The following is a 26,629-nucleotide window of genomic DNA, read 5'->3' on the forward strand; positions in this document are numbered from 1 at the left end:
TTATAACAATATTAGTTAATTTTATGTAATTTTGTTTTTTATTTTAAATAAAGCCAGGTCTCATTGACCTGGCTCCTTATCATACTTAATATTTGAATAATATTTAATTATTACTTGTTTTCTGCATCTTTTTTACGGCGTCTACCGAATAAGAATAGCGAGCCTAAACCAGCAAATAAAGATCCGAATAATGTTGCATTATTTGAATTTGATTCTTCACCAGTTTCTGGTAATGCTTTATCATTGTCTGAGTCTGCATCTGAATCTGACTCATAATCTGCATCACCATCGGCATCACTATCTCCTTCGTATTCTATAAAACCGTCCGAGTCTGCATCACTGTCGGCATCTGAGTCTGAATCAGCGTCGCTATCCGCATCTGAATCTGAGTCTGCATCGCTATCTGCATCTGAATCTGAGTCTGCATCGCTATCTGCATCTGAGTCTGAGTCTGCGTCGCTATCTGCATCTGAGTCTGAATCCGCATCACTGTCGGCATCTGAATCTGAGTCCGCATCACTGTCGGCATCTGAGTCTGAGTCTGCATCGCTGTCGGCATCTGAATCTGAGTCTGCATCGCTGTCGGCATCGGAATCTGAATCAGCATCGCTGTCTGCGTCGGAATCTGAATCTGCGTCGCTATCTGCATCGGAGTCGGAGTCCGCATCGCTATCTGCATCTGAATCGGCATCGCTGTCGGCATCTGAATCTGAGTCCGCATCACTGTCGGCATCTGAATCTGAATCGGCATCGCTATCTGCATCTGAGTCTGCATCGCTATCCGCGTCGGAGTCTGAGTCTGCATCGCTGTCCGCATCTGAGTCTGAGTCCGCATCACTGTCTGCATCGGAGTCTGAGTCCGCATCACTATCTGCGTCGGAGTCTGAATCTGCATCGCTGTCTGCGTCTGAATCTGAATCTGCGTCGCTATCTGCATCGGAGTCGGAGTCCGCATCGCTATCTGCATCTGAGTCTGCATCGCTATCCGCGTCGGAGTCTGAGTCTGCATCGCTGTCCGCATCTGAGTCTGAGTCCGCATCACTGTCTGCATCGGAGTCTGAATCTGAGTCATCATCATAGTAACCATTATCTATAGTCATATCATCATGATCAGTAATAGTTACATGGACATCTTCACCATCAGCGTCTTTATCGTCTTCACCAGAATTAGTAGTTGTTTGAGTAAGTCCTTCAGGTTTATCAAAATGAACAATATAATCTCCACTATCTAAATCATCAAAACGATATTTACCATTTTCATCTGTAGTTGTTGTTTTAAGTACATTACCGTCTTTATCTTTTAATGTTACAGTTACGCCTGGAATACCTTTTTCTGTATCATCTTGTTTGCCATCTTTATTTGTATCTTTCCATACATAATCACCTAAACTATATTTAGGTGTTTTATAGAAACCACTATCTAATGTCCAGTTATTAGCATCTTTAATAACGCCTGTAACAGTTAATCCATCTGAATCCACGGTATCATCGTTACCAGCGTTTGCAGTTGTTGGCGTATAACCATCTGGAGTTGTAAACTCAACTGTATATGTGCCATTTTGTAAGTTATCAAATTGATATTTACCAGAAGCATCTGTAGTAGTACGGTCAATTTCCTGACCTTTACTATCTTTAAGAATTACATATACACCTTCAATACCTTTTTCTGTATCATCTTGTTTACCATCTTTATTTGTATCTTCCCATACATAGTCGCCTAGTGAATATTTTTTGGCATCTCCAGTTGCAGTAGAAGAACCTGCTACAGCAGCATATGAATTTGACCATCCATAAGATTTTTCATTTGTTTCTAATTTATAATCAATTTTACCATTAGTGTCTGTAGAACTATCTTGAGGGTAAGCTACTTGTTGAATAATATATTGCTTATTACTACTTTTAGCTCCATTTAATAAGTCAATCGTCGCAGTTTGATTATTATTACTATAATTTATTTTAAAATTACTAGTTACATCTTTAAGGTTTGCAGTATTAGGTGCAAAACTATCAACAAACTGATTTTGATTAGTTACTTCATAAATTTTGAAATTATTTTTACTAGGATCAAACTTAAATCCAGTTAAATTAGTTGTGAATTTCTCAGTAGTAAATGTACTTTTAGGTTGGTTAATATATGCAGTCATATGACGTGCTAATGTATCATTTTCTTTATAATTAGTACTAGAAATAATCGGAACATTTTTATTACCATAGTCTACAATTACATTTTTGAATATGAGTCACTTCCTAATGTCACTTGCATAGGATAAGATGTTTTATCTGTAGTTGCACTTTCTTTTTTGGCAAAAGCAACTTTTTCAAAACTACCTTTAATATTATTATATTGATCTACATAGTTAGTAAACGTATACGTTGTCAAATTAGACGCGCTATCATAAACTCCCTTAGCAACTAATCTTCCATTTTCATCATATAAATTTTGTTCTGTAGTAGGTAAAGTCACTGAACCTGGACGGATATATTGACCGTATTTAAAGGTCATTTGATAGCCTTCATGTACATCATCATCTATTGTGTAATCAGCTTTTACTTTTAATACATCACTTGATGTTGCCCAAAATTCTTTATTGCCTGTTTGAGTATTTGTATGACCTTTATCAATAGCTATATCAATATTAGAAAAATGTACTTTATTATTTACATTCGTACCTTGTTTTGCAGCAGCTAATTTTCTTACAGCTAAACGACTTACAGTTTTTGGTGTAGAAGTTATAGAGCGTTCAGTAGCATAAGTTGTTTCTGATTCTTTCTTATTTGAATAATCTTTAGCTAATGCATTTAATAATGTATTTTTATCAATATTATTAAAGTCTAAATCTAAGTTTTCAACTTGTGCTTTAGCATCTGCTTTACTTGTGTTATTTGCATCAGCAATATAATTAGTTAAAGCATCTTGTTTATCTTGTGTTGTTGTAGCATTTTGAACATCGTTAACTACAGTGTCAACATCTTGTGAATTATTTGTTTTTTGTGAATTTTGAGATTGAGTTTTTGTTTGAGATGTTTCTTCTGAAGTAGTTTCTTTTGAATCAGTTTGATTTGATTCTGGGGTTTGTTCTGTAGTAGTCTCAGCTTTTGGCGCTTCTTGTGTTGGTTGTTCTTTAGTAGTGTTTGATTGTGTGTCTTCTGTTGTTGATTCTTCTTTAGTTGTTTCTGCTTTTGTTGCCTCTTTTGTCGGTTCTTCTTTAATAGCATCTGCTTTTGTGTCTTCTGTCGTTGATTCCTCTTTAGTTGTTTCTACTTTTGGTCTTTCTGTTGTTGATTCTTCTTTAGTGTTTGCTTGTGTTGTAGATTCTTTAGCAGCATCTTCTTTTGTTACTTGTTCTTCAGAAGAATTTGCTTTTGAATCTTCTTGTGTAGATTGTTCTTCTGTTACGTTATTTTCTTTAGTTAGATCTGTTTGTTCGGGACGATCATTGTTATTTGTAGTTTGTTCGTTTGTTTGAACAACATCTTTTTGTTTCACAGCATCATCTTGTGAGGACGTATCTTCACTTGTTTGTGCTGACGACTCTTCAGTAGTATTTTCAGCTGCTTTAGCTTCTTGGTTTCCAACACCAAATACTAATGTAGCTCCTACTAATATTGATGCGGTTCCTACTGTGAATTTTCTGATAGAATATTTGTTCAATTTGTTAGGTAAAAAATCTAGTCTTTTTTTCATATTTTCCTCCTAGCTACTTTTAAAAATTATATGTAACAACCATATATTTATACATATCGTTGTCATCTCAAATATAATATAAACAATATTGTTTTTCAACGCTTATTTATTTTTGTATATAAACAAATATATTCGTTATGTTTAATTGTTCTTATTTTTATTTACTAAAATTTAAAAACACTTCAAATTTTAGTAAACTTAATTTACAAAATAATTACAAAAAAAATTATCCTCTCAATTGTTCAATGTCTAGTTAGAGTTAGTGATTACAAGTTCAATCGTTTCTCTCTAAAAAATTGGACACAAAATTTAACAATTAAAAGGATTATCGTTATATGTATACTATATGCTTAATTACAATTGTACTTTTAATATTTAATTGTAGCGTTTCATTAGATATTGCAAGCCAAGAAATGACTTCCAATGATTTAACAACATTATTGTATAATCTTTTTAAAAGAATATCAATCATAAAAATTCTATAAAATTAAATAACTTAATTCTAAAAATGTATAGAATTTACAAACAAATTACTTTTTAAACATAATAAAACTCAAACAATAATGATAGAGTTCTGAATAATTCAAACCCTTATCAAATATTTGTTTGAGTTAAGTTAGTAATTTATATAATTGTTTATTTCAAATGATCATATGGGCTATTATTAGCGAATGAAACAATTTGGTCGACAAATAATCTTGCACGTAATTGAAATTCGTCATCTTCTAAGTATAAAGTACCATCATCCAATTTAGCATAATCGCTATCATGTGTAGCAATTTGTGTTGGAACTGCTATTCCTAATAAGCTTCTAACGATAATCCGTAATTGTGAAAGTGGTTCTGAGCTTACTATTCCTCCACTATTACCAATTAGACCAACAGGTTTCATTTTAAAATAATCCATATTTAAATGATCTAATGCATTTTTTAAAATACCTGAAAATGAGCCATGATAATTAGGTGTTCCTAGTATAAAGAAATCTGATTCCATAGCTTTGCTTTGTAACATATCCACGTTTCGTTTAATTTCATCAGTTGCTTGTGTTGTACCTGCAAAGTCCAATTGATGGATTGGATTTTTAACTAAATCAAAAATTTCCAATTCGACATCATGTTCTTCAAATTGTCCTTGTAAATATTGGGCTAAGGCACTTGTATGAGACCCCAATTGTGCACTTCCTATTATTGCTAGTCCTTTCATTATCTTGTTAACTCCTTTTTAGCTATATTATTGATTGTCATTAATCAGTTTCATGATTGCTTTCCCTACACCACTATTTTCATTAGTGTCAGTTGTATACTTTGCGATAGCTTTTACTTCTGGTGCTGCATTGTCCATAGCAACAGGATATCCCACTCGTTCTAACATAGAAACGTCGTTTAAGTTATCGCCAATTGCCATTACGTTTTCCATTTTGACTCCTAATCGTTCAGCAATTGTTTCTAATGCAATACCTTTTTGTGCATCTGAATGAGTAATTTCTAAATTTCCTCTTGAAGAAGATGAAATAGCAAGGTTTGGTGATGCCGCAAGTTCTTGTCCAATACGGTCCATCTTTTCTAAATCTGGATTAAAAGCTAATACTTTCATGATTAATTCACCTGGAATATCCTCTATATCATCATAACTTTCGACGACTTTTAAAGTTCCATTATCAATACGTTTTTGAATTCCTGCTTTTATCTTTTCAACATCTGCTTGTTGACCAGCACGTTCAGCAATATCTATATAAATATCTAAGTCTTTTTGAGGATTTTCAGTATAAATACCTCTATTAGTGTAAATTTGGTAGTATATACCTTCATCTTTTAATTTTGAAGTCACTTTATTAACTAATTCATGATTGAGATGAGAGGTACTCATAATATTAAATGTTTCATCGCGAACTTCCGCCCCGTTCAAACAAATATACGGCACTTTCAAGTCTGTATCAGCTACTGGTGTATTTGCTTCATAAAAAGCTCTACCAGTTGCGATGACTACAGTAATACCTTGTTCTTGAGCATATCGAATTGCTTGTTGATTCTCTGGAGAAATTTCATGAGATGCATTTAATAACGTACCATCCATATCTGTTGCTATTAACTTAATCATTCGTTAACCTCGTTCCATTCTATTATTTATTATCTAGATAATTTATTTACAATCAAACACTTGCTTTACTATTCTATTTTAACAAATTCTTTTGTATCTATTGAATAGCCCGTTTGTCTGATTTTTTCTTTTCTCTTAAATTTTTAAAAAATTTTCTCAGTAGATTACCACACTCTGCTTCTAACAATCCGCTTTCTACTTGTGCTCTGTGATTAAAATTCGGTTGATTCAATAAATTCATTAAACTACCCGAACAACCACCTTTAGGATCTGCAGCACCATATTTAATAGAAGGAATGCGACTCATTACTATAGTGCCCGCACACATAACACATGGTTCAAGTGTTACAAATAAAGTACAATCTTCAAGACGCCAACTTCCTAAAACTTCAGCGGCACGCTCAATGGCTAAATGTTCAGCGTGTGCAGTGGGTTGTTGCATAGTTTCTCTTAGATTATGTGCACGAGCTATAATTTGATGATTTTTAACTATAACAGCACCGATAGGCACTTCACCTAACTGTTCAGCTTTTTGGGCTTCTTCTATTGCAATTTTCATATAATATTCATCAGTTTCCATTCGTGTCCAGACACCTCACTTGTGTTACAATACTCACTGTCTATCTTAACATTTGGAGAAGTGAATATGAATAAACCATTTATCGCAATTGAAGGTCCAATAGGTGTTGGTAAATCTTCCCTTGCACACAAATTAAGTCAATCATTAGATTTTTATGAAGAAAAAGAAATTGTTGATGAAAATCCTTTTTTATCAGATTTTTATGAAGATATTTCAAAATGGAGTTTCCAAACTGAAATGTTCTTTTTATGTAATAGATATAAACAATTTCAAGATATCAACTTTAAACATAAAGGTATTGTTAGTGACGCACATATTTATAAAAATAAAATTTTTGCGAAAAATACACTACAACCTGAAGAATTTAATAAATTCACACGTATATATGACATACTCACCGAAGATTTGTCGATGCCTGATACTGTTATATTTTTAGATGCAGAATTAGAAACGCTTAAGGCGAGAATAGCTAAACGTAATCGTAGTTTTGAGCACCAAATTGAAGATGATTACTTATTAGCTTTGAAACATGACTATCATAATTTTTATGAGTCTTTACAAAATACAAACGTAAATACATTATTCATTGATACGACTAAACTAGACTTTGTTAATAATGAAGATGATTACCAAGGTATTTTAAAACAAGTAAAATCAATGATTGGAGATATATAAAATGAATTCGTTTGACATACCACAAAATGCTATTATTACAATTGCAGGTACAGTTGGAGTAGGTAAATCAACACTCACTCAAGCTTTGGCAGATAAATTAAATTTTAAAACTTCATTTGAGAACGTAGAACACAATCCTTACTTGGATAAATTCTATAATGACTTTGAGCGCTGGAGTTTTCATCTACAAATTTATTTTTTAGCAGAACGTTTTAAAGAACAAAAACGAATGTTTGAATATGGAGGCGGTTTTGTACAAGATCGTTCAATATATGAAGATGTTGATATATTTGCGAAAATGCATGAAGAACAAGGTACAATGAGTGAAGCTGATTTTCAAACATACTCTGAACTATTTAACGCTATGGTTATGACACCTTATTTTCCAAAGCCTGATGTGCTTATTTATTTGGAATGTAACTATGATGAAGTCATAGAGAGAATTAAAGAACGTGGTCGTGATATTGAAATTAATACTGACCCTGAATACTGGCAAAAACTATTTAAACGTTATGATAATTGGATCAATAGTTTTAACGCTTGTCCTGTTGTCCGCGTTAACATTAACGACTATGATGTGCATAATGACCCAGATTCATTAAACCCTATTATTGAAAAAATTGCTCATGTTATTAAAACATATAGAGAAACTGACCCTAGATAAAAAAGGAATATAAAATTTAACGCCAATATAGATATCTTTTTGATAAAGACGTCTATATTGGCGCTTTTTAATTATTTTTGTGAAAATTGATCAATGACATTTTTAACTTCTTTAGCACTTTCTACTATAACATCTGCCTCATGGAGTTCTTCTTCTTTAGCAATACCTGTTAAAACACCAATACTTAATCCTAGGTGGGCATTTATCGCAGTCTTCATATCATTTGCTGTATCGCCGACGATAGCAACTTGTTCAGGTTTAACATTATAAGCGTCAAATAATGGATCCAATACTTTAGGATTAGGCTTTTCTTCAGCATGTGTTTCTGTAGAAATAACTAAGTCAAATAAACTAGTAGATTGTGTTGCTTCTAAAAATTGAGTTGCTCCTTTATTTGTATCACTTGTAACGATTCCTATTTTATAACCTTTTTCTCGTAATTCTACAATTGTGTCATACACGCCTTCAATCCAATTATTTTCTGGTTCCCTTGAATCTACTAATTCTTGACTTGTATTTCTTGCCCATTCAGAAGTATCTTGTCCAGTAATATTATCAAATGATTTAATCATTTCGCCTAATGAACCCGAACCCATAACTGAATCAGGTACAATTTTGTCATCCATTATACCAAGTTGACGATGTGCAACTTCTTTATCATGTACAGGAAATGTATCTAGTAATTTATCGACAAGACGTATACCAATCTTTTCCCAACTTTTATCAAATTCTATTAACGTGCCATCTTTATCGAATAGTATCCATTCCATTGATATCTCTACACTCCATGTTTATATTTTCTTTCAACATATACCATTGTAGTACAACCTTACTTAAAAAAATAGAAAAGTCACTTATATACAACACATGCGTATATATACTTTTTTCTACTTCATATGAATTTGAAGAATATAAAAATTTATATTACTTTCTCACATGTAAAAAAGCTAGAAACCTTTAAATTATAAGGCTTCTAGCTCATACTCTATATATTTTAATATCTTGGAACTACAAATCTCCAACCATGGCGATCTTCAAGTGTTCCGTTTTGAATACCAGTATATTCATTATATAGTTTTTGAGTAACTTCACCTGGTTCATTATTGTTAATCACGATTTCACGGTCTTCATAACGTAAAGTACCAACTGGTGAGATAACTGCTGCTGTACCTGTACCGAATACTTCAGTTAATTCACCTTTATCGTATGATTCAAATAACTCATCAATTGATACACGACGTTCTTCTACTTCATATCCTAAATCTTGAGCTAATTCAATAATTGATTTACGTGTAATACCTGGTAAAATACTACCATTTAATGCTGGTGTAACAACTTTACCATTTTCAACGAAGAAGATATTCATACTTCCTACTTCTTCTACATATTTTTGTTCAACACCATCTAACCAAAGCACTTGGTCATAACCTAATTTATTAGCGTTCGTTTGTGCTAATAGACTTGCTGCATAGTTACCTGCTACTTTAGCAAAACCAACTCCGCCTCTTACTGCACGAACATATTCATCTTCAACGTAAATTTTAGTTGATTTTAATGTATCTCCACCATAATAAGCGCCTGAAGGTGATAAAATAATTAATAATTTATATGCTTGTGACGCTCTCACTCCTAAGATACCTTCTGTCGCAAATACAAATGGACGAATGTATAATGATTGACCTTCTCCTTCAGGAATCCAATCACGTTCTACATCTACTAATTGTTTTAAACCTTCCAATAATACATCTTCATCTACTTCAGGCATTTCTAAACGAGCTAAAGAATTGTTAATACGTTTAAAGTTTTGGTCTGGACGGAATAAAACTACTTCTCCATTATATTTATATGCTTTTAATCCTTCGAAAACAGCTTGCCCATAATGTAAACCTTGAGCTGCTGGTGAAATTTCAAAAGGTGCGTATGGTACTATTTTCAAATCATGCCAACCTTTATCAGCATCATAATCATAACTCAACATATAATCTGTAAAGTATTGACCAAATCCTAAGTTAGAACTATCTGGTTTTTCTTTTAATGTTTCTCTTTTTTCAAAATTGACTTGTTCTGTCATGATAACGGCCTCCTAATATTGCTACCAATATAAATATGTATACTAGATTATAGCAATCGAAATAATACTATTCAATAAGTTTTCCGAAAATTCAAAATAAATACTTATGTATACAATATATCTTAAGTTAAACACTATCATCTACATCTTACAAGTTATCTTACTGATTAAGCATAAAAAACACTCCTTCTAATGTAAAAATAATTAGAAGGAGTAAAAATAGTATTTATATCGTTATATATATTGAACGGGTTATTTTGTAGCTTTTTCTTTCTTTTCAATAGCTTCTAACATTAATTTAGTCATGCTTTCTAAATCATATTTAGGATCGAATCCCCATTCACCACGTGAACAACTCGTATCAATGCTATCAGGCCAACTCTTAGCGATATTCTCTCTGACAGGATCTACATCATAGTCTAATGTGAAATCTGGATAATATTGTTGAATGGCTTCTTTAACCATTTCTGGATCAATACTCATCGCACTTAAGTTATAGCCATTTCTAGTTTCTAATTTTGCTCCATCCGCTTCCATTAACTGAATAATAGCATCGATTGCATCATCCATATACATCATATCCATGAATGTACCTTTATCAATATAGCTTGTGTAATGATTTTCTCTCACTGCTTTGAAATAGATTTCAACAGCATAATCTGTAGTACCGCCACCTGGTTCTTTAACATGTGAAATTAAGCCAGGAAATCTCACGCTACGTGTATCTACGCCAAATTTTGTGAAGTAATATTGGCATAACAATTCACCAGCAACTTTATTAACACCATACATAGTTGTAGGTTGTTGAATGGTTACTTGTGGTGTATTAACTTTAGGTGTTGAATCACCAAATACACCAATAGAACTTGGTGTGAAGAAATGTAAGTCATATGTTCGTGCTGCTTCTAGAGCATTCATTAATCCACCCATATTTAAATCCCAAGCGAACATTGGGTTCTTCTCAGCAGTTGCTGATAATAAAGCAGCCATATGCATTAATGTATCTGCTCCAAAATTCTCAACTAATTCAAACATTTTATCTCGATCAGTCACGTCTAAAATTTCAAATGGACCATCTTGAACTGGAGAATCCGCTTCTGGTTCTCTAATATCTGTTGCAAGTACATTATCTGTACCATAAATTTTTCTACATTTTACAACTAATTCAGTACCTATTTGGCCTAAAGCGCCTGTAATCATAATTTTCTTCATTATAAAATCTCCCCTTGTGTTTATAGAAAATTCATTGTCTTTCTTGTATGTACAAACATTCTATTTACATCTATATTGTAATATAAAAGCGCTTTCTTGTATATATAGTGAGTACAAAGTTAATATTTTAAAATAATTTGAATAACATTACTTTTATTTTTGAGTACTTCCAGTATTCATTTATTAAACACACATATTAAACACACAAAAATGGTTAATATAAAAATAAGTGACGATGTTTTTATATTAACATCATCACTATCTATCAATTACTTCATTAAAAATGATTTAAATGTCTGCGGTTTATCATTTACTAGCATTTCAAAATCATTAGACTGTTGATCTAAAAGTCCTCTTGCTCCAGCTTCATACATTGATGCTAATAAATCACCAAATCCTTTTGGTTCATCATACATTTTAGCAAATGTCTCTAAAGAAACCGGATCATATTCAATTTTAGTTCCCGATACTTCCGAAAGTATATTTGCAAGTTCGTACATATCATAACTGTATCCGGATAATAAGTAGCGTTTCCCCCATGAATTGGGATTATTTAATATAGCGATAATTCCTCTTGCAATATCATGTCTTGAAATATAATTAATTCGACCATCCCCCACCGGATAAATCAATTTATGCATATTCATCAATTCTGGAAGATAGGGTTTTAAAGGATCCATATACATTGCCATTCTAACGTACGTAAAATCAATACCACTTGTAGCTAATAACCGTTCTGCATATCCAAAGTATGGACTCATATGAAATGGATTGTCGTGTTGATCTGCATAATATCCAATATATATAATATGCTTTACTCTGCTTTCTTTAGCTGCATCAACAAGATTCTCTACTTCTGGAATACGTTTTATAGAGGGGTGTATAATACTTGGAATAAAAATAACTGTATCAATATCATGAAAAGCACTAACCATACTTTCTTTATTGAAATAATCTAAGTGTCTTACTGTAACATGTTCTTTCCAATCTGTTGGTACCTTATCTAAATTTCTTACACCTATATAAAATTCTTTCATTTTATGTTCTATAGCTTGATTAGTAATATGTGTCCCCAAATTACCTGTTGCACCTGTTAACATGACCTTCATTTTATTCATCTCCCTTTTCCAATATATTTTAATATATTCGATGTTTCTTTATCATAAATAAACACTTAGTAAATTAACTATTGTCAATTCACTAAGTGTCCATTGCTAAATATATATCATTTTATGCTTCCATTAACTTACCGACATTGCGCATAATTCTTGCTTTTTTATAACCATGAAGATCATGTAACTCTTTATACGCACTAAATAATTTTTTATAACGTTTTACTTTTTCTGGATCAGGTGTCACTTCATATAATACAGGTTCTTTCATTGATTCAATTGCTTCATTTAAACTTTGGTGAGCACCACCACAAACAGAACCAAGAATTGCTGCACCAATTGCTGGAGCATATTCACTATCAATAATAGTTACTTTTTTATTAAGCACGTTTGCATAGATATCCATCATTAAAGGATTTTTCTTAGGTATTCCGCCGCAAGCAAATACATCTTCGACATCCATATTCCAACTTTGATATTGTTGCATAATCATTTTAGTACCAAATGCAGTAGCTTCTAAATATGCACGATATAATTCTTCATGTGTTGTTTGTAGTGACATACCGAATACGCATCCTTTTAGATTACTATCACTTAATACACTTCGGTTACCATTATGCCAATCTAAAACGACAAGACCACTTTCACCTGGCATTTGATCTTTTACTTTTTCATTCAATAATTCAAAAATTGAAATACCTCTTTCATTTGCTTCATCTACGTACTCTTTTGGTGATTGTTTAGCAATATATTCAAATAAATCACCGACTGCAGATTGCCCCGCTTCATAAGCATATAATTCAGGAATAATAGCTCCTTTAACAGAACCAGAGATACCTGGTACTTGATGTTGCTGTTCATTTAACATTAAATGACATGTACTCGTTCCTATAACCATAGTCATTTGTTTGTCTTGTTGTGAACCAATTCCTAATAGACTTGAATGTGCATCTATAATAAATGGACTTACTTTAGTCTGTGTAGAAAGACCAAGTTTTTCAGCCATTTCTTCTGATAATTGTCCTACTGTTTCGCCAATTTTAACTATTGGTGCATCCACTTTATCACGAACAACATCTGATAATTGATCACTCACTTTATCAAATAAATCATAATGGAATCCTTCATTTTCTTCCCAGAATGATTTAAATCCTAAACCACAGTTAGAACGTACATTTTCTCCTGTTAACTTATTAACAATCCAGTCACCAGCTTCCATTATATTAGCTGTTTTATCTAACACTTCTGGTGCTTTGTTCATAACTTCCATAATCTTGGGAATCATCCACTCACTACTTACATTAAATCCATAATAACCTAACCATCTACTCTTATTATCTAAAGCAGTTTGGAATAATTGGTCCGCTTCAGCTTGAGCACCATGATGTTTCCATAACTTAACGTATGCATGTGGATTATTTTCAAAACCAGGTAAATTATGAATAGGTTCTAAATTTTCGTCAGTAAACATAACTGTTGATGAAGTAAAATCTATTCCTATTCCTACTATTTCTTCTGGTTTCACACCTGAAGATTGAATTAAATAAGGTACGCCTTCTTCTAAAACTTCCATATAATCGTTACCATTTTGAAGTGAAAAACTATGTGGCAATTTTACCCCATTTAAATCTTTTTCGATTGTGCCATGTGTATATGGCTTTATATATTTATCTATAATTTTTCCATTTGTAGTATCAACTAAAAAAGCTCTACCTGAGCCTGTTCCATAATCTACTCCAATACTATAACTCATTACTAATACCCCCATACTTTGTCTGCATCTCTGTTTAAGTAAGCGTTTTCTTTAGATGATACGCACAAATGAACAATAAATCAATAAAAAAACATAAAAAAGCATCAAAACAAACATTTTTGTGCAAAAACCATTGACACAAATGACTGTAAGCGTTTACCATTATTTACATAAATAAAAATGAACAGAAATTAAAGGTAGATGAACAGAAATGAGCATTGAATCAAAAGCATATCGTCTTATTCAACCAGGCGAATTTGAATATACAACAATAAATCATGAGTTTAGAGATGGTGATGTTATTGTTAATCCAGAAAAAGCAAGTGTCTGTCACGCTGACTTAAGATATTACACAGGTAATAGACGTAAAGAAGCACTAGATAAAAAATTACCAATGGCATTATTCCACGAAGGTATCGGTACTATTGAAGATTCTAAACATCCTGATTATCAAAAAGGAGATAAAGTAGTTATCGTTCCTAATATTCCTTCTCGTTTAAGAGCTGGTGATTTTGAAGAAACAGATTTACTTGATAACTATGATGAAAATGCCGTATTTATGGGTAGCGGTTATGATGGTATTTGCCAAGATAGAATGGTAGTACCTGGTGACAACATCGTTAAAATTCCAGATACATTAGATGAAGATGTTGCGTTATTAGCTGAACTTTGTTCAGTATCATTATTCCCAATCAATCAATTAAAAGAAATCACAACTAAATCTTCTCCACAAGTAGCTGTATTTGGTGACGGACCAGTTGGATATTTAGCTGCAACAGCTTTACATTATATCTATGGTATTGAACAAGAAAACTTAATTGTCTTCGGTGCTATTGAAGAAAAATTAAAATCATTTGAAAACTTTGCAACTACACATCTAGTTAATGATTATGATTTCAATAGTCATAAAGGTGTTCATACTGTATTTGAATGTTGCGGTGGAAAATTCTCTGAATCTGCTATTAACCAAGCAATTGACTTAATCGATAGACAAGGTCAAATCGTGTTAATGGGTGTAACAGAAGATTTAGTAGGTATTAATACACGTGACGTATTAGAAAAAGGTTTAACACTTTCAGGTAGTTCAAGAAGTACTAAACATGAATTCGAACAATTAATTGCTTCATTCGAAAATAAAGACTATCAACAAGCACTTAAAAAATTAATCCCTGATGATTACTATGATATCCATAGTACAGAGGATTTGAAAAAAGCAATGGATGATACTGCTGCTCACAAAGGTTGGAAAAAAACTTATTTAAGATATCACTGGTCATAAACCATTGTATCTAAGGGGAGATAACAAATGATGAATAAGACAACATTTTTAGGTATGCCCAAACAAATTGTTTGGGGTTACATAGGGATTTTAATATTTATGATGGGAGACGGCCTAGAAATTGGTTGGTTAAGTCCTTATTTACAACATAATGGTTTCAGCTCTAATGAAGTGAGTTGGCTATTTGGTTGTTATGGTATCACAGTCGCAATTGCAAGTTGGTTTAGTGGCGTATTTGCTGAAGCATTCGGTGGTAAACGTACAATGTTTATCGGCTTGATTTTATACATTATAGGAACTATTTGTTTCGTTGGTATTGCATTACCATCTGAAAACTTAGCAATTATGTATCCAGCTTATGCACTACGCGGTTTAGGTTATCCATTATTTGCATATTCATTCTTAGTATGGATTTCATACCGTTCAGAACAACGCACATTGGGTGCAGCTGTTGGTTGGTTTTGGCTAGTATTTACTGGTGGACTAAACGTATTAGGTGCGTTTTATTCTATCTATGCGATTAAATACTTAGGTCATATTGGAACATTATGGAGTTCATTATTCTGGGTAATTTTAGGTGGCTTTTTAGCTATTGTCTTAAATAGAGATAAATTACCTACAGATAAAAGTAATGCTAAAGCTAAATTAAAAGAAATGATGAAAGGTTTCACTATTGTAGTTGAAGAACCAAAAGTATTATTAGGTGATATTGTGCGTGTTATTAACACTACTGCACAATTTGCATTCCCTATTTTCTTACCTTTATATCTAGAATCATACGGAATACCAACTTCAAAATGGTTAGCTGTTTGGTCTGCTATCTTCTTCGGTAATATCGTATTCAACCTTATTTGGGGTATTATTGGAGATAAAATTGGTTGGCGTAATACTGTAATGATCTTTGGTGGTATCGGTAGTGGTGTTTCTTGTCTATTAATGGGTTATGTCCCAATATGGTCACACGGTAACATTATTTTATTAACAATTGTTGGCGTTGCTTGGGGAATCTTTATTGCAGCTTATGTACCATTAACTGCATTAATTCCTTCACTTGTTAAAAAAGATAAAGGCGCAACACTTTCAATCTTAAACTTAGGTGCTGGTTTACCAGTATTCATAGGACCAATGATAGTTAGAATTTTCTTAGAGCCACTTGGAGATTTAGGTGTAATTTGGATTTTAGGAATTATATACTTTATTAGTACAATCCTAACATTCTTCATTAAAATGCCGAAGAGTCAACAATATGGTGAAACGGAATAACGTTAAATAATTTATAGGCTGTAGACTGAATATATGATGATCATTTCATTGTCATACTTTCATCTACAGCCTTTATTATGTATTTGATATACTATAATTAAAATCGACTTAATCTTATCATTTTTATTATCAAAATTACTGAATGGAGACGTTTTATATGTTACCTGCTGAAAGAGAACAAAAAATCATTGCTTATTTAACTAAATATAAAACTGCTACTGTTCATACATTAGCAACAGAATTTAACGTACACGATGCAACGATTCGTCGTGACTTAGTAAAACTTGAACAATACAACCAAATCAGACGTACCCATGGTGGTGTCGTACTAAATAATGAAAATGTTTATAGTGAATTAAATTTCGATGATAGACAAACTTCTTACTATTATGAAAAATTAGGTATAGGATACAAAGCTGCTGAATTTGTAGATGATGGAGATACATTAATTATTGATTCAGGTTCTACCACTCTATTATTTGCAAAAGCTATTTTACAAAAGCAAAATTTAACTATTATCACTAATGACATTCATATTGCTTCTATTCTTCGCTCTTCTAACCATAAAGTGATTGTCACTGGTGGTACACTTTATCACAACAATTATGTATTAAATGGATTAATTACTACTCAAACCTTGCAATCATTTAATTCTATGAAAGCATTTTTAGCTACACCTGCTATGGATGCATTAAAAGGCGTGACGCACTACAGCGAAGAATTCGTAGATGCTAAACGCCAAATGGTTTATCAGTCTAAAGAGGTTTACATGTTAACAGATAGTTCAAAGTTAAATAAAGTAGCATTTTATCAAGTTTGTCCAACTAACAAAATTACTACGTTGATTACCGATAATCATGAAGATTTACAAGAATACAAAAAAACAATTCCTAATGTGATCTCCATTAATCCAAGTGATTATCAATAAAGCAAAAATTTTACTATCGCATACAAAAATAAAGAAGTGAGGTAGAAATTGTACATTTTCCACCTCACTTTATTTTTATTGTTGAGCTTTTTTATAAAAATAATTGGCAACTACAATGTCTACAATTGCTAAGCCTACTGATTTAAATAAAGTGATTTCGTTATCATTAATACGTCCTTGTTTATTCCCAGCAACAATGTCACCAAGTTCTGCATAAAGTGATTCTTGAGATAATATGCCTTCTTGTTCAGGAATTTTTAAATCTCCTGTTTCTTCCATTGCAGCTTCTGTAGATTCAACAATAATTTTATCTGCTACTTTCATTGATTCAGAAGGTAATTCTTGCATATCTGGTTTAAAAGAACCTACAGCATTGAGATGTACACCCGCTTCTAAAGTTCGACTAAACACAGGATGTGAAGAATTAGTAGCTGTCACAACAATATCTGCACCTTCTATTGCTTCATCAGCATTTTCAAATATTTTTACGTTAACATCATATGTTGTTTGTGACTGTTTTGCTAAACGCTCAGCTTTTTCCGTCGTTCTACTTGCAAAATGAATAGTATCAATATCTCTAACAGCTAAAACAGCTTCAATTAATCCTTCTGCTTGTTCTCCTGCACCAATTACACATAAAGTACGTGCATCTTCCCTAGCTAAATATTTTGTTGCTACACCAGAAATTGCACCTGTTCTAATTTTAGTTAAATAGCCTCCATCTAGGACTGATAACGTTTCACCTGTCTCATAATCACTCAAAATTACTGATCCACTGATAGTTGATTTACCTTTTTCAGGATTTTTAGGTGCAAATGTAACTGTTTTTAATCCCACAATTTTTAAGGCATCAGATAACGCAGGCATAACTAAATATCTATTTTCATCATTAAAAGGAATTGAATATCGTAATGGTGTTTCAGTCTTACCTTCTGAAAAAGCTTTCAAGGATTCTCCTACTTCATCTATTACTTCACGCATATTTAATAATTGTTGTTGATCTTTTTCATTTAAATATAGCATTCCTTTTCCTCCATAAAATTTAATTATTCATTTATATACCTAATACCCGATATTTTATAAAAAAATGTTGGCAAATTAAAGTTTATATTGTTCTCAAACTGTATTCATGCTATTCTTAAGAACATAAATAAAGAGACAGTTGGACATTATTGTGTCTTAACCATCTCTGCGATTTTGTTTAACTAAACAAAACTATTTAATTTAACTTTTGACGACATTCATTCTCCTACACTGGAGAATGATTTTTTTTTGGCTTTTTTTAGTTATTAATAGGTATATGATATCTTTTAACTGGTAATCCATTCTTTTTGATATATGGTTCTATTTCGTATCCTCCATATGATTTTATAACTTTTTGTGATGCAAAATTTTTAGGATTACACGTCATTAGCACATTTTTTATTTGAAACGGTTTTAAAATATCTATCGCTTTTCCTAACATAACAGTCGCATAGCCTTTACCACGTTGTGATTTTGCTACACCATACCCTACATGACCGCCAATACGAGTTAATTGTTCGTTAAGTTGATATCTAATATTAACTGCTCCTACAATTTTTCCATTTTTAAAATAAAAAAATGTACTGGTTTCAACCCAATCTTCCCTAGGTTTAGGTTGATTAATATAATCCACCATGTCTTTGAAACTAGTATACTTCTTTAAATCTGTATTACCAGGTACAATCTTCTCATTATGTTCGTACCACTCATTAATATATTGTAGGAATAATTGTTCATCTTTATAATCAAGTTGGCGTAATTCATCTACAACATCCATAATGTTCACCTCAAGATATTAAAAAAGCACTCACAGTTAATGAGTGCTTTATTTATTATTCTTATATTAAATAATGTTAAGTTCTTTTCCTACTTTTTCGTAAGCAGCTAAAGCTTTATCCAACATTTCTTTAGTATGTGCTGCTGTAGGCATATTTCTTACTCTACCTGTACCTTTTGGCACTGTAGGGAATACGATTGACTTAACATATATACCTTCTTCTTTTAATCGTTTACTGAATGCTTGCGTATCTTTTTCATCACCAATAATAACTGGTGTAATTGGTGTTTCTGATTCACCTGTATCAAATCCTAGTTTTGCTAAACCATCTTTAAGATATTGAGCATTTTCCCATAATTGATCATGCAATTCAGTTGAAGCCATTAATTTTTTAACTGCTTCTGTAATAGCTTTTGTATCTCCAGGCGCTAATGATGTAGAGAATAAGAATGGACGAGATTGTGCTTTTAACCAGTCAATTAATTCTTTAGTTCCTGCAACATAACCTCCAACAACACCAATTGCTTTAGATAATGTACCAATTTGGAAATCAATTTTATCTTGTAAGCCAAAGTGTTTAACCGTACCAGCACCTTTACCCATTACACCAGAGCCATGTGCATCATCTACATAAGTTAATAAACCAAATTCTTCAGCTATTTTAACAATTTCAGGCAGTTTAGCAACATCGCCATCCATACTAAACACACCATCAGTGATATACATTACTTTATTATACTGACCTGATTCTACAGCTTCTTTAGCTTTTGCTCTTAAATCATCCATATCTGAATGATTCACACGAATAATTTTCGCTTTAGATAAACGACAACCATCAATAATTGAAGCGTGGTTCAATTCATCAGACAGAATAGCGTCATTTTTATTCATTACAGCTGAAATCGCAGCCATATTACAATTAAATCCAGATTGGTATGCAATTGCAGCTTCTGTACCTTTAAATTTAGCTAATGTTTCTTCTAATTCATCATGTAAATCTAACGTACCGTTAATAGAACGTACAGCACCAGCACCAACACCATGCGTATCAATTGCAGCTTTAGCAGCTTCTTTTAAATCTTCATTTGTTGCTAATCCTAAATAGTTATTTGAACTTAAATTGACATAAGTTTTACCTTCAATTTTAATTTCTGGACCATTAGCACCTTCAATTGAATCTATTTCATTGTATAAACCATTTTCTTTCAAATAATTAATGTTTTCATCTAAAAAATCATGTAGTGATTGAACCACAACGATATCCTCCTTGTTTCTCTATTTGTCTTTATAATACATCAATTTAGCCTTTCATGAAAGCCCTATCACTCGTGGTGATTTTAAAAAATAAATATTCATTTTCAACTATTTTGTAACATTAGATAGTGATATACTAATTATCATAATAATACGGAAGAAGTGATCGTTTTGTTTGATTGGTTTCAATTGGCTAGTAAAAAAGAAAAAAGAATGATTCAACTGCGACGTTATTTACATCAATATCCTGAACTTTCTTTTGAAGAGAAGCAAACACATGACTATATAGTTAATCAACTTAGCCAATTGTCATGTGACATTCAAACTCCAGTAGGTAGAAACGGAATTAAAGCAACTTTTAAAGGAAAAGAAAATGGACCGACTATCGCATTTCGTGCTGATTTTGATGCATTACCAGTTCAAGAACTAAATGATGTGTCTTATAAATCTAAAAACGATGGTTGTATGCATGCTTGTGGACATGATGGTCATACAGCCATACTATTAGGTGTTGCTGAAATAGTAAATGAGCATCGTCACCTACTTAAAGGTAATGTCGTTTTTATCTTTCAATATGGTGAGGAAATTATGCCTGGTGGTTCTCAAGAAATGATTAATGATGGTTGTTTAAAAGACGTAGATAAAATTTACGGTACGCATCTTTGGAGTGGCTATCCAACAGGAACCATATATTCACGACCAGGTCCAATTATGGCTTCACCAGATGAATTTAGTATTACAATTCAAGGTAAAGGTGGTCATGGCGCTAAACCACAAGAAACTATTGATCCTATTGTTATCATGGCTGAATTTATTTTAAGTGCTCAAAAAATCATCTCACGCACTATAGATCCTGTAAAACAAGCTGTTTTAACATTTGGTATGGTACAGGCTGGTTCATCAGATAGTGTTATACCAGATAGTGCATTTTGTAAAGGGACAGTGCGTACATTTGATACACAAATTCAAAGTCATGTTAAACAAAAGATGGATAAATTACTACAGGGTTTGGCATTAGCAAATGATATCACATATGATTTTAACTATATTAAAGGGTATTTACCTCTTCATAATCATGATCAAGCCTATGAAGTTGTTAAACAAGCAGCTAACGACATGCATTTACGCTTTAATGAATCTGACTTAATGATGATTGGGGAAGATTTTTCACATTATTTAAAAGTAAGACCTGGGGCTTTCTTCTTAACAGGATGTGGCAATAAAGATAAACAGATCACAGCACCACATCATAATCCCTACTTTGATATAGATGAATCAGCATTCAAATATGCAGCAAGTGAATTCTTAAAAATATTAGAAATTGAAAAAGTTTTTTAAAAATATAAACCGATTTCTATCTTGAAATAATTATAAACTTACAAACACCTCTAAATAAATGATTAATAATCATTCATTTAGAGGTGTTTTTGTCTATAAAAGCTAACACATTTCATATGTAATATTGAACTTAATTATGGAGTATGTATAATTCGTAATTAGCTGAATACGAGGTATATAGGCAAAATTCAAAGTACATATTTTATAAATAAAAAAAGACCCCTAAACGGGGCCTTTAATTATATCAAATAATAAATTATTCGTGGATTTCAGTTACAACGCCTGATCCTACAGTACGTCCACCTTCACGGATTGAGAAACGAGTACCGTCTTCAATCGCGATTGGAGCGATTAATTCAACTGTCATTTCAACGTTGTCACCAGGCATAACCATTTCAGTACCTTCTGGTAAGTTAACTACACCAGTTACGTCAGTAGTACGGAAATAGAATTGTGGGCGGTAGTTACTGAAGAATGGAGTATGACGTCCACCTTCATCTTTAGATAAAACGTAAACTTCCGCTTTGAATTTTGTATGAGGTGTGATTGAACCTGGAGCAGCTAATACTTGTCCACGTTGTACGTCTTCACGAGCAACACCACGTAATAATGCACCGATGTTGTCACCAGCTTCAGCGTAGTCTAATAATTTACGGAACATTTCTACACCAGTAACAGTTGTTTTAGAAGTGTCATGTAAACCGATGATTTCAACTTCTTCACCAACTTTGATTTGACCACGTTCAACACGGCCTGTAGCAACAGTACCACGACCAGTGATTGAGAATACGTCCTCAACTGGCATCATGAATGGTTTGTCAGAATCACGTTCTGGAGTTGGAATGTAGTCATCAACTGCTTGCATTAATTCTAAGATTTTTTCTTCGTATTTTTCGTCGCCTTCTAATGCTTTTAATGCAGAACCAGCGATTACAGGTACGTCGTCACCTGGGAAGTCATATTCAGTTAATAAGTCACGAACTTCCATTTCTACTAATTCTAATAATTCTTCGTCGTCTACCATATCAACTTTGTTTAAGAATACAACTAAAGCTGGTACACCAACGTTACGAGATAATAGAATGTGTTCACGAGTTTGTGGCATTGGACCGTCAGCTGCAGATACAACTAAGATACCGCCGTCCATTTGAGCAGCACCAGTGATCATGTTTTTAACATAGTCAGCGTGTCCTGGGCAGTCAACGTGAGCGTAGTGACGTTTGTCAGTTTGATATTCGATGTGTGCAGTATTGATTGTAATACCACGTTCTTTTTCTTCTGGTGCGTTGTCAATCATGTCATATGATTGTGCAACAGTATCACCGTTTTTAGCTAATACAGTTGCGATTGCAGCTGTTAAAGTAGTTTTACCATGGTCAACGTGACCGATAGTACCAATATTGGCATGTTCTTTTGAGCGATCAAATTTTTCTTTTGCCATTATTAAATCTCTCCTATTCTTAATAAAAGTTATTTTCAAATTTATCTCTCATGATAGTTTCTCACCATCATGAGAAGATGATTGATTAAGTTGAGTCTAAAAGAAGTATTACTCAATTCATACTTCCTTTATAATGCATTTACCCATAAAAATCAATTCATAAAAGTGATTAGCCTATAACTAAGCTCAACCTGTATTTTAACCTAGCATAGCTAGTAAAAACAAGTTATATTATTCACCTTTATTTTTCTTAATGATTTCTTCAGAAATTGATTTTGGAACTTCTGCATAGTGGTCAAAGTACATAGTGTAAGTACCGCGACCTTGAGTGTTAGAACGTAATGAAGTTGCGTAACCGAACATTTCTGAAAGTGGTACATAAGCATTTACAACTTGTGCATTACCACGAGGTTCCATACCATCAACACGTCCACGACGAGATGTTACGTCACCCATGATATCGCCCATGTATTCTTCAGGCATTTCGATAGTTACTTTCATCATTGGTTCTAAGATAACTGGATCACATTTTTTAGCAGCTTCTTTAAGTGCTAATGATGCAGCAATTTTGAAGGCCATTTCAGATGAATCGACATCATGGTATGAACCATCATATAATTTAGCTTTAACATCGATTAATGGATAACCAGCAAGAACACCATTTTCCATAGCATCTTTAAGACCAGCTTCTACTGATGGAATGTATTCACGAGGAACTACACCACCAACGATAGCATTTTCGAATTCGAAACCGCCACCAGTTTCATTAGGTGTGAATTCAATATGAACATCACCATATTGACCACGACCACCTGATTGACGAGAGAATTTACCTTGAACTTGTGCTGATTGCTTGAATGTTTCACGATATGAAACCATTGGCGCACCAACATTACATTCAACGTTAAATTCTTTCTTCATACGGTCAACTAAGATATCTAAGTGTAACTCACCCATACCACCGATGATAACTTGTCCAGTTTCTTCGTCAGTATGTGCATGGAAAGTTGGGTCTTCTTCTTGTAATTTAACTAAAGCTTGAGTCATTTTATCTTGGTCAGCTTTAGATTTTGGTTCAACTGATAAGTGGATAACTGGTTCTGGGAATTCCATTGATTCCAAGATAATGTCGTTTTTCTCTCCACATAAAGTATCACCAGTACCTGTTTCTTTAAGACCTACCGCAGCAGCGATATCGCCTGAGTAAACAGTGTCAATCTCTTGACGTGAGTTAGCGTGCATTTGTAATAAACGACCTACACGTTCACGTTTGTCTTTAGATGAGTTTTTAATATATGAACCTGAGCTCATAGTACCTGAGTAAACACGGAAGAAAGTTAATTTACCAACATAAGGGTCAGTCATAACTTTAAATGCTAATGCAGCGAATTCAGCTGAATCGTCTGGTTTAGCAATTACTTCTTCTTCAGGATTGTTAGCACGGTGACCAACGATTGGTTTTACATCTAAAGGAGATGGTAGGTAATCAATTACAGCGTTAAGCATTAATTGAACACCTTTGTTTTTGAATGCAGTACCGCAAAGAACTGGGTAGAATTCTACATCAGTTGTAGCTTGACGGATTGCATTTTTTAATTCTTCAACTGAAATTTCTTCGTCACCAAGATATTTTTCCATTAATTCATCATTAGTTTCAGCTACTGCTTCAATTAATGTTGAACGAGCTTCTTCAGCTCTTTCTTTGTGATCATCTGGAATTTCAATTTCATCGATTTCTGTACCTAGGTCGTTAGTGTATTTGAAACATTTCATTTCAACTAAGTCAATGATTGCTTCAAATTCATCTTCAGCACCAATAGGTAATTGGATAGGTGCAGCATTAGCTTGTAAGCGGTCATGTAATGTGCTTACAGAATAATCAAAGTTTGCTCCTAATTTATCCATTTTGTTAATAAACACGATACGAGGTACGCCGTATGTTGTAGCCTGACGCCAAACTGTTTCAGTTTGAGGTTCAACACCTGATTGAGCATCAAGTACTGTAACCGCACCGTCAAGTACACGTAAAGAACGTTCAACTTCAACTGTGAAGTCTACGTGTCCTGGTGTATCGATAATATTTACACGGTGGCCTTCCCAAGCTGCAGTTGTTGCAGCAGATGTGATAGTAATACCACGATCTTGTTCTTGTTCCATCCAGTCCATTTGTGAAGCACCTTCGTGAGTTTCACCAATTTTGTGGATACGACCTGTGTAATAAAGAATACGTTCTGTCGTAGTAGTTTTACCAGCATCAATGTGAGCCATGATACCGATATTACGAGTATTTTTCAAAGAAAATTCTCTTGCCATGTATTTTTTCTCCTTCCAGTTATTACTGAATAAGTACTTTAGATATGGCGATGCCCTAAGCATGAGCCATTATTGGTAAACCAATCGTTTGGAACACACTCAGGGTAAAAGCTTCAATCTTACCAACGGTAGTGAGCAAATGCTTTGTTAGCTTCAGCCATTTTGTGAGTGTCCTCACGTTTCTTAACTGCACCACCTGTATTATTTGCTGCATCTAAGATTTCGTTAGCTAAACGTTCTTCCATAGTTTTTTCACCACGAAGACGCGCATAGTTAACTAACCAACGTAATCCTAAAGTAGAACGACGTTCTGGGCGTACCTCAACAGGTACTTGGTAGTTTGAACCACCCACACGACGAGCTTTAACTTCTAATACTGGCATAATGTTTTCGATTGCTTCTTCGAATACTTCAATAGCTTGACGACCACTACGTTCTTCAACTAGGTCGAATGCTGAATAAAGAATTCTTTGAGCTGTTCCACGTTTACCGTCTAACATAATTTTGTTAATTAATTTTGTAACTAATTTTGAGTTATGAATTGGATCTGGTAATACGTCTCTTTTAGGTACTGATCCTTTACGAGGCATAATGTAAATCCTCCCTTCCTATTATAGTATATTGTGTTTCATTATTTTTAAAATTTACGTAATCTTAAAAATTAATTTTTAGGTTTTTTAGTTCCGTATAATGAACGACCTTGTCTACGTCCGTCTACACCTGAAGTATCAAGTGCACCACGTACAATGTGGTAACGCACACCAGGTAAGTCTTTTACACGTCCACCACGTACAAGTACTACACTGTGTTCTTGTAAGTTGTGTCCGATACCAGGAATGTATGCGTTGATTTCAATGTTATTTGATAAACGCACACGTGCATATTTACGTAACGCTGAGTTAGGTTTTTTAGGTGTCATAGTACCCACACGAGTACAAACGCCACGTTTTTGTGGAGAATTCAATTCAGTGAATTGTTTCTTCTTACTGTTAAAACCTCTGTTTAAAGCTGGTGAATCAGATTTTTTTGATTTGCTTTGTCTTGGTTTACGTACTAATTGGTTAATAGTTGGCATTGAATATGTCCTCCTCTCTTCATTTTTTAATCCCACACATCCAGGTGGTTCATTTTAAGGTTAAATAAAATTTAGTAAGTAAAAACTT

21 protein-coding genes and 2 pseudogenes are annotated in these 26,629 nt (G+C 33.2%); 6 read left to right on the forward strand and 17 right to left on the reverse strand.

The window, feature by feature from the left end:
• Positions 1-110: 110 nt before the first annotated feature.
• The 5 genes and pseudogenes from LFT63_RS11060 to tadA form a co-directional block, all read right to left on the reverse strand.
• A pseudogene (locus LFT63_RS11060) lies at positions 111-2,896 on the reverse strand (SdrD B-like domain-containing protein).
• 705 nt (positions 2,897-3,601) lie between these two features.
• Positions 3,602-3,685: pseudogene (locus tag LFT63_RS12665) on the reverse strand (YSIRK-type signal peptide-containing protein); the annotation flags it as partial.
• Between the two features lie 636 nt (positions 3,686-4,321).
• Entirely contained in the window at positions 4,322-4,888 is a 567-nt protein-coding gene (locus tag LFT63_RS11065) for an NADPH-dependent FMN reductase (RefSeq protein ID WP_340769200.1), read from the reverse strand.
• A 27-nt stretch (positions 4,889-4,915) separates the two neighbouring features.
• A complete protein-coding gene (locus LFT63_RS11070) occupies positions 4,916-5,782 on the reverse strand; it encodes a Cof-type HAD-IIB family hydrolase (protein ID WP_017637557.1) in 867 nt (288 codons plus the stop codon).
• A gap of 97 nt (positions 5,783-5,879) precedes the next feature.
• Positions 5,880-6,362 carry a tRNA adenosine(34) deaminase TadA gene (gene tadA / locus LFT63_RS11075; protein ID WP_017637556.1) on the reverse strand — a complete coding sequence of 161 codons (483 nt, stop codon included), beginning with the start codon at positions 6,360-6,362 and terminating at the stop codon, positions 5,880-5,882.
• Positions 6,363-6,428: 66 nt separating this feature from the next.
• On the opposite strand from tadA, the gene LFT63_RS11080 reads away from it, so the two are divergent.
• Positions 6,429-7,037: a deoxynucleoside kinase gene (locus tag LFT63_RS11080; protein WP_017637555.1), complete on the forward strand. Its 609-nt coding sequence runs from the start codon at positions 6,429-6,431 to the stop codon at positions 7,035-7,037.
• Between the two features lies 1 nt (position 7,038).
• Complete coding sequence (locus LFT63_RS11085; protein ID WP_017637554.1) at positions 7,039-7,701, forward strand: deoxynucleoside kinase; 663 nt, start codon at positions 7,039-7,041, stop codon at positions 7,699-7,701.
• Between the two features lie 71 nt (positions 7,702-7,772).
• On the opposite strand, the gene LFT63_RS11090 is transcribed toward LFT63_RS11085, so the two are convergent.
• The 5 genes from LFT63_RS11090 to LFT63_RS11110 all read right to left on the reverse strand — a co-directional run bounded on the left by LFT63_RS11090 (position 7,773) and on the right by LFT63_RS11110 (position 13,849).
• Positions 7,773-8,471, reverse strand: coding sequence for an HAD family hydrolase (locus LFT63_RS11090; RefSeq protein WP_017637553.1), 699 nt, complete (start codon positions 8,469-8,471; stop codon positions 7,773-7,775).
• Positions 8,472-8,695: 224 nt separating this feature from the next.
• Positions 8,696-9,772: a branched-chain amino acid aminotransferase gene (locus LFT63_RS11095; protein WP_017637552.1), complete on the reverse strand. Its 1,077-nt coding sequence runs from the start codon at positions 9,770-9,772 to the stop codon at positions 8,696-8,698.
• A gap of 252 nt (positions 9,773-10,024) precedes the next feature.
• Positions 10,025-10,984 (reverse strand): NAD-dependent epimerase/dehydratase family protein, encoded by a 960-nt coding sequence (locus tag LFT63_RS11100; protein WP_340769206.1) that lies wholly within the window; start codon positions 10,982-10,984, stop codon positions 10,025-10,027.
• 269 nt (positions 10,985-11,253) lie between these two features.
• On the reverse strand, positions 11,254-12,093 hold the full coding sequence (locus LFT63_RS11105) for an SDR family oxidoreductase (protein WP_340769208.1): 840 nt from the start codon (positions 12,091-12,093) through the stop codon (positions 11,254-11,256).
• A gap of 121 nt (positions 12,094-12,214) precedes the next feature.
• On the reverse strand, positions 12,215-13,849 hold the full coding sequence (locus LFT63_RS11110) for a ribulokinase (protein ID WP_108017003.1): 1,635 nt from the start codon (positions 13,847-13,849) through the stop codon (positions 12,215-12,217).
• 211 nt (positions 13,850-14,060) lie between these two features.
• Here LFT63_RS11110 and LFT63_RS11115 point away from each other — a divergent pair, with 211 nt between their 5' ends.
• From LFT63_RS11115 to LFT63_RS11125, 3 genes are all read left to right on the forward strand, one after another.
• A complete protein-coding gene (locus LFT63_RS11115; protein WP_029056355.1) occupies positions 14,061-15,128 on the forward strand; it encodes a zinc-binding dehydrogenase in 1,068 nt (355 codons plus the stop codon).
• Between the two features lie 27 nt (positions 15,129-15,155).
• On the forward strand, positions 15,156-16,391 hold the full coding sequence (locus LFT63_RS11120) for an MFS transporter (protein ID WP_340769211.1): 1,236 nt from the start codon (positions 15,156-15,158) through the stop codon (positions 16,389-16,391).
• A 157-nt stretch (positions 16,392-16,548) separates the two neighbouring features.
• On the forward strand, positions 16,549-17,319 hold the full coding sequence (locus LFT63_RS11125; protein WP_340769213.1) for a DeoR/GlpR family DNA-binding transcription regulator: 771 nt from the start codon (positions 16,549-16,551) through the stop codon (positions 17,317-17,319).
• A 75-nt stretch (positions 17,320-17,394) separates the two neighbouring features.
• On the opposite strand, the gene LFT63_RS11130 is transcribed toward LFT63_RS11125, so the two are convergent.
• From LFT63_RS11130 to LFT63_RS11140, 3 genes are all read right to left on the reverse strand, one after another.
• Positions 17,395-18,342 carry an ornithine cyclodeaminase family protein gene (locus tag LFT63_RS11130; protein ID WP_340769215.1) on the reverse strand — a complete coding sequence of 316 codons (948 nt, stop codon included), beginning with the start codon at positions 18,340-18,342 and terminating at the stop codon, positions 17,395-17,397.
• Positions 18,343-18,601: 259 nt separating this feature from the next.
• Positions 18,602-19,120, reverse strand: coding sequence for a GNAT family N-acetyltransferase (locus LFT63_RS11135; RefSeq protein WP_046466377.1), 519 nt, complete (start codon positions 19,118-19,120; stop codon positions 18,602-18,604).
• A gap of 66 nt (positions 19,121-19,186) precedes the next feature.
• A complete protein-coding gene (locus tag LFT63_RS11140) occupies positions 19,187-20,374 on the reverse strand; it encodes a glycine C-acetyltransferase (protein ID WP_017637543.1) in 1,188 nt (395 codons plus the stop codon).
• Between the two features lie 171 nt (positions 20,375-20,545).
• Here LFT63_RS11140 and LFT63_RS11145 point away from each other — a divergent pair, with 171 nt between their 5' ends.
• The gene (locus tag LFT63_RS11145; protein WP_046466375.1) at positions 20,546-21,712 is read left to right on the forward strand and encodes a M20 family metallopeptidase; all 1,167 of its coding nucleotides are present in this window, start codon (positions 20,546-20,548) and stop codon (positions 21,710-21,712) included.
• Positions 21,713-21,968: 256 nt separating this feature from the next.
• On the opposite strand, the gene tuf is transcribed toward LFT63_RS11145, so the two are convergent.
• From tuf to rpsL, 4 genes are all read right to left on the reverse strand, one after another.
• Entirely contained in the window at positions 21,969-23,153 is a 1,185-nt protein-coding gene (gene tuf / locus LFT63_RS11150; RefSeq protein ID WP_017637541.1) for an elongation factor Tu, read from the reverse strand.
• 231 nt (positions 23,154-23,384) lie between these two features.
• Positions 23,385-25,466 (reverse strand): elongation factor G, encoded by a 2,082-nt coding sequence (gene fusA, locus LFT63_RS11155; protein WP_029056350.1) that lies wholly within the window; start codon positions 25,464-25,466, stop codon positions 23,385-23,387.
• Between the two features lie 119 nt (positions 25,467-25,585).
• Positions 25,586-26,056 (reverse strand): 30S ribosomal protein S7, encoded by a 471-nt coding sequence (rpsG, locus tag LFT63_RS11160; protein WP_002451223.1) that lies wholly within the window; start codon positions 26,054-26,056, stop codon positions 25,586-25,588.
• A 71-nt stretch (positions 26,057-26,127) separates the two neighbouring features.
• Positions 26,128-26,541 carry a 30S ribosomal protein S12 gene (rpsL, locus tag LFT63_RS11165; protein ID WP_002451222.1) on the reverse strand — a complete coding sequence of 138 codons (414 nt, stop codon included), beginning with the start codon at positions 26,539-26,541 and terminating at the stop codon, positions 26,128-26,130.
• Positions 26,542-26,629: the final 88 nt, after the last annotated feature.

The sequence above is a fragment of the Staphylococcus sp. FSL H8-0121 genome, assembly GCF_038008425.1.
GTDB classification, from domain to species: Bacteria; Bacillota; Bacilli; order Staphylococcales; family Staphylococcaceae; genus Staphylococcus; species Staphylococcus pasteuri.